This window comes from Paracraurococcus ruber (genome assembly GCF_004353985.1).
GTDB classification, from domain to species: Bacteria; Pseudomonadota; Alphaproteobacteria; order Acetobacterales; family Acetobacteraceae; genus Paracraurococcus; species Paracraurococcus ruber.
In genome coordinates this window covers 1-6,200 of record NZ_SMOA01000297.1, presented here as the reverse complement: position 1 = coordinate 6,200, position 6,200 = coordinate 1, and the positions used below count along the sequence as shown (strand labels likewise).

Annotated in this window: 8 protein-coding genes; 4 read left to right on the top strand and 4 right to left on the bottom strand. The window is 77.0% G+C overall.

What is annotated here, in order from left to right:
• A partial coding sequence (locus E2C05_RS27410) for a RecX family transcriptional regulator (protein WP_192912531.1) occupies window positions 1-358 on the top strand: 358 nt, incomplete at its 5' end.
• A gap of 53 nt (window positions 359-411) precedes the next feature.
• Here E2C05_RS27410 and E2C05_RS27405 read toward each other — a convergent pair.
• Both E2C05_RS27405 and E2C05_RS27400 read right to left on the bottom strand, forming a co-directional pair.
• Window positions 412-804 (bottom strand): RidA family protein, encoded by a 393-nt coding sequence (locus E2C05_RS27405; RefSeq protein ID WP_133222827.1) that lies wholly within the window; start codon window positions 802-804, stop codon window positions 412-414.
• Window positions 805-1,030: 226 nt separating this feature from the next.
• The gene (locus tag E2C05_RS27400) at window positions 1,031-1,381 is read right to left on the bottom strand and encodes an ethanolamine utilization protein (RefSeq protein WP_133222826.1); all 351 of its coding nucleotides are present in this window, start codon (window positions 1,379-1,381) and stop codon (window positions 1,031-1,033) included.
• 298 nt (window positions 1,382-1,679) lie between these two features.
• On the opposite strand from E2C05_RS27400, the gene E2C05_RS27395 reads away from it, so the two are divergent.
• On the top strand, window positions 1,680-2,063 hold the full coding sequence (locus E2C05_RS27395) for a nuclear transport factor 2 family protein (protein ID WP_133222825.1): 384 nt from the start codon (window positions 1,680-1,682) through the stop codon (window positions 2,061-2,063).
• Window positions 2,064-2,196: 133 nt separating this feature from the next.
• Here the strand turns inward: E2C05_RS27395 and E2C05_RS27390 are convergent, their stop codons facing one another.
• Together E2C05_RS27390 and rsmI are read right to left on the bottom strand one after the other, a co-directional pair.
• Window positions 2,197-2,529 (bottom strand): hypothetical protein, encoded by a 333-nt coding sequence (locus tag E2C05_RS27390; RefSeq protein WP_133222824.1) that lies wholly within the window; start codon window positions 2,527-2,529, stop codon window positions 2,197-2,199.
• An 11-nt stretch (window positions 2,530-2,540) separates the two neighbouring features.
• Window positions 2,541-3,392 (bottom strand): 16S rRNA (cytidine(1402)-2'-O)-methyltransferase, encoded by an 852-nt coding sequence (gene rsmI, locus E2C05_RS27385; RefSeq protein WP_240046918.1) that lies wholly within the window; start codon window positions 3,390-3,392, stop codon window positions 2,541-2,543.
• A 197-nt stretch (window positions 3,393-3,589) separates the two neighbouring features.
• On the opposite strand from rsmI, the gene E2C05_RS27380 reads away from it, so the two are divergent.
• On the top strand, window positions 3,590-4,684 hold the full coding sequence (locus tag E2C05_RS27380; RefSeq protein WP_205083122.1) for a penicillin-binding protein activator: 1,095 nt from the start codon (window positions 3,590-3,592) through the stop codon (window positions 4,682-4,684).
• 7 nt (window positions 4,685-4,691) lie between these two features.
• Window positions 4,692-6,095 carry an ATP-binding protein gene (locus E2C05_RS27375; RefSeq protein WP_133222821.1) on the top strand — a complete coding sequence of 468 codons (1,404 nt, stop codon included), beginning with the start codon at window positions 4,692-4,694 and terminating at the stop codon, window positions 6,093-6,095.
• Window positions 6,096-6,200: the final 105 nt, after the last annotated feature.

The following is a 6,200-nucleotide window of genomic DNA, read 5'->3' as shown; positions in this document are numbered from 1 at the left end:
GGTGGACGATGCCGCCTTCGCGGCGGCGCGGGCGCGGCGGCTGGCGCGGTCCGGGCGGAGCCGCCGGGCCATCGCGGCGCATCTCGGGGCCAAGGGCGTGGGGGCGGAAACCGCGGCGGCCGCCCTGCCCGAAGCGGCGGCGGAGCTGGATTCCGCCCTGGCGCAATGCCGCCGCAAGCGCATCGGCCCCTTCGCCGCAGCGCCGCCGCCCGCCGATCCGCTGGCGGCGCGCGCGGCGCGCATGAAGGCGCTCGGGGCGCTGGCCCGCGCCGGCTTCGGGCGGGAGGTCGCGGAGCAGGCACTGGCCATGGACCCGTCCGAGGCGGCGGAGCGGCTGCTGGCGCTGCGCCAGGGATAGCCGCGCCGGGAGATGCGCCGGCGACGCCGCGACGGGCCGGGGCCCGGCGTCGCTCAGCCGGGAATGCGGGCGATCACCTTGATCTCGAAGTCGAAGCCGGCGAGCCAGGTGACGCCGACCGCGGTCCAGTTCGGATAGGGCGGTGCGGGGAAGACCTCGGCCTTCACCGCCATCACCGTGCCGAACTGGCGTTCCGGATCGGTGTGGAAGGTCGTCACGTCGACGATATCGTCGAGCCCGCAGCCGCCCGCCTGCAGCGTCGCCGTGAGATTGGCGAAGGCCAGGCGGACCTGGGCCTCGAATTCGGGCTCGGGCGAGCCGTCGGCGCGGCTGCCGACCTGGCCGGAGACGAAGAGCAGGTCACCCGACCGTATTGCGGCGGAATAAGCATGCCGCGTGTAGAGGTCCTGTCGACCGGCGGGGAAGACGGTGTCGCGTGGCGCCATCGGGGATGCTCCTGTCGTGGTTCGTCCGGGGAAGGTCGGGACGGGATGCGGCGCCGGCCGGGGCGCGTCACGCCGGCGCGGCCGGCCGGTCTGCGCGGACCATCCGGGCGCCGGCCCGCGCCTGTCCCAGGGGATGGGGGCGGAGACGCCTGCCAGGCACCCGGCCTCGGGGTCGTCGGCGCGCGGCCAAGGGACGCGCCTCAGGCACGCGTCCCGCGGACGCGCCTCAGGGGCGCGCCTCCTGCCAGTGCGGATAGGTGACATAGGCGGTCATGGCGCCCTGGCCGTGCGAGCGGATGGTCACCCGCTCGCCCTTCGGCATGTAGACGATCTCGCCCGGCCCGGCGGTCACCGTGGCGGCCGCGGCCGAGACCGTCAGCATGCCTTCCAGCACGATCATCACATCGTCGACGGCCATGGTCTCCTCGAGCCGCTGGTCCGGCCCGTAGCGGCCGAAGCCGATGGTGACCGGGCCGCCATGGCGCTGGTCGACGAGGTTGGCGGTGAACACCTCGCCGTCCTGTCCAGGCGAACGCTCGAACCGGGCGTCGGCGACCGCGAGCTTGCGAATGGCCATGGGGAGGCCTCCTTGCCGGATGGGTGGGCGGGCGATGCGGCCCGCAGCCGGCATGGCATCGCCGGCGGCCCGGGGGGCCGCCGCACCAGACGCGACGGGGCGGTGCGGGTTCCGGGCGGGATGCCGGACCCGGGGCCGATCGCCGGGCCGGGCCGGCCGGCCGCCGGTGGCGGCGGGCCGCCGCAGCCGCCATCCTGCGCACGCATGGGCGACCCCGCGGCGCCCACCCGCTTCGTGGGACGGGACGCCCGGCTCGGCGGCGCGGCGCCGGCACGCATGCCTTGGGGAGAGCCTGGCGATGAGCGACCAGACACAACGCAACAAGCAGACGGTGCTGGCCTTCTACGACCTGATGTTCAACCGGTGCCGGCCGGCCGAGGCGGTGGAGCGGTTCGTCGGCGACCGCTACATCCAGCACAATCCCGTCGTGCCCGACGGCAAGGCGGGGTTCATCGCATATTTCGAACGCATGGCGCGGGACTATCCTGGCAAGCGCGTGCATGTCCTGCGGGTGTTGGCCGAGGGCGACCTGGTCATGCTGCACACCCGGCAGGAATGGCCCGGCGACGCGGATTGGGCGGGCATGGACATCTTCCGCCTGGAGGATGGGCGGATCGTCGAGCATTGGGACGTGCTGCAGCGCGTCCCCGCCGAGGCCGCCCATGCCAACACGATGTTCTAAGGCGGTTCGCGGGGCACGAAGCCGCCCCGCGGCCGAGCGGCCATGTCGGCGCAGCCGTCGGCGCCGCATGCGGGCCGCGGCAGTCCGGCCGGAAGGACGGGAAGGCCCGGCCGCCCGGGGCCGCATCCGCGCGCTACACGAACCGCCCCGGGTCCATGATCCACTCCGCCCGGTCCCAGGCGAGGAAGGCCCGCCCCAGCCGCACCGCGCACCACAGCCAGACCACGACCAGCAGCCCGACGCCGATCTCCGGCACCGCGACCGGCGCCAGCAGGCCGATGACGCCGAACCAGAAGGTCCGCACGCCATAGGCATGGTGCGTCGCCCACAGCGTCCCCCGCGCCGGGTCCCAGCGATGCGCCAGCAGCCCGGCGGCGAACCAGGGCAGCGCGAAGGCCAGCCCGGCGGCGAACAGCGCGTTCATCCACAGCACGCGGCGCCGGGCCAGCGCCTCCGCCGGGGTCATCCCCCCGGGAGTCATTCCCGCGCCAGCTCCAGCGCCCTGGCATAGACCTGCTTGCGCGGCAGCCCGGTCGCCCCGGCCACCGTCGCCGCGGCGTCGCGCACGCTCAGGCCGGCCGCCAGCGCGTCGCGCAGCCGCGCCTCCAGCTCCTCGGCGCTGCCGCGCTCCTCCGGCGCCGGGCCGACCACGATGGCGATCTCGCCGCGCGCCTCCGCCCCGGCATACCAGGCGGCCAGCTCGCCCAGGGTGCCGCGCCGCACTTCCTCGAACCGCTTGGTGAGTTCGCGCGCCACCGCCGCCGGCCGGTCGCCGCCGAAGCCCTCGGCCAGCGCCGCCAGCGCCTCGGCCAGGCGGTGCGGCGCCTCGTAGAACACCGTGCTGGCGGACAGGCCGGCGCGCTCGGCGGCGCGCAGCCGGGCGATCTCGGCGGCGCGCGGCCCGGCCCGGGGCGGCAGGAAGCCGTGGAAGAGGAAGGGGTGCGGCGGCAGGCCGGACAGGGTCAGCGCCGTCACCGCCGCATTCGGCCCTGGCACGGCGTGCAGCGGCAGCCCCGCCGCGATCGCCGCCCGCACCAGCCGGTAGCCGGGGTCGGAGACCAGCGGCGTCCCGGCATCGCTCACCAGCGCCAGCCTTTGCCCGGCACGAAGCCGTGCGAGCACCTTCGGGGTCTGGTCATCCTCGTTGTGCTCGTGCAGAGGCATCATCGTCACCGAAACGCCATGCCGCGCCAGCAGGGCGCCCGTTACCCTGGTGTCCTCGCACAGCACGGCATCGGCGCCGCGCAGCGTGGCCAGGGCGCGCGGGGACAGGTCGCCGAGATTGCCGATGGGCGTCGCCACCAGCGTCAGCCCCGGCAGGGCGGCCACCGTCGCAGGGTCGGACGCAGGGTCCGCCCTGGGCTCAGCTGAGGGGTCGGCCGCAGGGCCGGCCCCAGGGTCGACCAAGGGGTCGGGAGGTTCGCTTGCCAGGTCCGTCATGCTCCGCGCCAGTCCGGCCACCCCGGGGCGCGTCCCCGGGGACGGCGCCACGCCGCCGGCTGGCGGCCGCCCTCATGCTCTTGCCCATGGCGGCCTGCGCCCCGCAAGCCCGGCAGCCGGCGGTCATCGCCCTGCCGCAGTCCGCCCCGGCGGCGATCCCGGCGGAGCCGCCGCGCAGCCGCGTCGGCCTGCTGCTGCCGCTGTCGGGCAGCAACCGGCCGCTCGGCCAGGCCATGCTGAACGCGGCGCAGCTGGCGCTGTTCGACCAGGGCGACGCGGGGGTGGAATTCCTGCCGCGCGACACCGCCAGCACCGCCGCCGGCGCCGGAGAGGCGGCGCGGACCGCCCTGGCGGAAGGCGCCCGCGCCTTCGCCGGCCCCCTGACCCTGGGGGAGACCGCCACCGCCGCCCAGGCCGCGCGCGCCTCCGGCGCGCCCGTCCTCGCCTTCACCAGCGATGCCGGCCAGGGCGGCAACGGCGTCTGGGTCATGGGGGTGACACCAGCCGAGCAGGCGGAGCGGATGGCCGCCGCCGCCGCCGCATCGGGGGCGCGGCGGCTGGCGCTGCTGGCGCCGGACGAGGAATTCGGCCGTCGCCTGGCCGCCGGGCTGCGGGCCCGTGCCCAGGCGCTCGCCCTGCCGCCGCCGGTTATCCTGCTGCATCCGCGCATCGCCGATGTGGCCCAGGCCGGGCGCGACCTGGCCGAGACCGCCGGGGCGGAGGGCGTGGATGCCGTCCTGCTCGGCCATGGCGGGGACCGGGCGCGGCAGGCCGCCGCCGCCCTCGCCGCCGCCCTGCCGCGGCCGGCCCGCCTGCTGGGCACCACCCTCTGGGCCGGCGACGCGACGCTGGCGCAGGAACCCGCGCTGGCCGGCGCCCTGTTCCCCGGGCCGGATCCGGAAGCGCGGGCGGCCTTCGACAGCCGCTACCAGGCCGCCTTCGGCGAAAGGCCGCCGCGCCTCGCGGGCGTCGCCTACGACGCCGCCGCGCTGGCCGCCCGGGCGGTGCGGGAGCCGGGCGGGAACCCGCCGCTCGGCCAGCCCATGCTGGGGGCGGATGGCCCGATCCGGCTGGAGCCGAACGGGCTGGCGCAGCGCGGCCTGGCGATCTTCGCCCTGACCCCGGCGGGCGAGCCGCGGCTGGTCGAGCCGGCGCCGGTGCCCGGCAGTCCGGGGACCTGACGCACCCATGGGTCCGCTGCCGGCCGGCCGGCTGCTTGGCGCCGCCGGGCTGATCGGCGCCGTGCCGGCGGCGGTGCTGCTGGCGCTGCTGGCGGCGGGGGAACTCGCGGCCGGGCCGGGGCTGCTGGCGCTGCTTGCCTGCCTGCTGGGGGCGCTGCTGGTCGCCGCCCTCTGGATCGGCAACCTGGCAAGGCTGGCCGAGGCGCTGCGGCGCGCCGCGGCCGAGGATGGGCGGCTCGTCCCGCCCTCCGCCACGCCGCTGCTGCCGGCGGTGGAGGAGATCGTCGAGGCGGTCGCCCGCCTGGCCCGCACCCTGGCGGAGCAGGGGGCGCTGGTCGGCCGGCTGCGCGCGGCGGACGAGGCGATCGTCGAGAGCCTGCCCGACCCGCTGCTCGTCCTCTCGCCCGACCGGCGGCCGCTGCGCGCCAATGCCGCGGCGCGGGCGATCTTCGGCGGCGACGGCGCGGCGGCGCGCGGCGGGGACGTGGCGGCGCTGCTGCGGCATCCCGCGCTCGCCTCGGCGGTCGACCGGGCCCTGATGGAGCACCGGGCGCAGACCTGCGACCTGGTGCTGCCGGTGCCCGTGGCGCGGGAGATCGCGGCGCAGGTCATCCCGATGGAGCCGGCGCTGGCCGATGGCGGCCGCATCGTCATCGTGCTCGGCGACCGGACGCGGGAGCGGGCGCTGGAGCGGATGCGGCAGGATTTCGTCGCCAATGCCTCGCACGAGCTGCGCACGCCGCTGGCCAGCCTGATCGGCTTCATCGAGACGCTGCGCGGCCCGGCCGAGGACGACAAGGCCGCGCGCACCCGCTTCCTCGGCATCATGGCCGAGCAGTCGGAGCGCATGCGCCGGCTGATCGACGACCTGCTGGGGCTGTCCCGCATCGAGCTGACCGAGCACCAGCCGCCCACCGGCAAGGCCAGGCTGGCCGCGGTGGTGCGGGCGGAGCTGGAGGCGCTGGAGCCCCTGCTGCGCGCCCGCCGCGTGACGGTGGTGCCGCGGCTGGAGGAGGAGGCGGTGGCCCTGCCGGCGGATGCCGAGCAGCTCGGCCAGGTGGTGCGGAACCTGCTCGAGAACGCCGTGCGGCACGGGCGGGAGGGCGGCGAGGTCGGGGTGCTGGTCGCCGCGGGCGAGGGCGCCGGCCGCCGGCCCGGCGTGGTGCTGCAGGTGACCGATGACGGCCCGGGCATCCCGCGCGAGCACATCCCGCGGCTGACCGAGCGCTTCTACCGGGTGGACAAGGGCCGGTCGCGCGCCGCCGGCGGGACCGGCCTCGGCCTCGCCATCGTGAAGCACATCGTCAACCGCCATCGCGGCCAGCTGCTGATCGAGAGCGAGGAGGGCGCCGGTGCCCGCTTCCGCGTCTGGTTGCCGGGGGAAGCGGTATCGCGCCCCACGGCCGCCTGACCGGGCGTGGCGCGACCGCCCCGCCGCAGGCGCCCGTCGTGGGCCATGCCGCGGCCTGCCGGTGCCGACGGCCGCGGCGACCCTGCCGGGGGGCGCCGCGGCCGG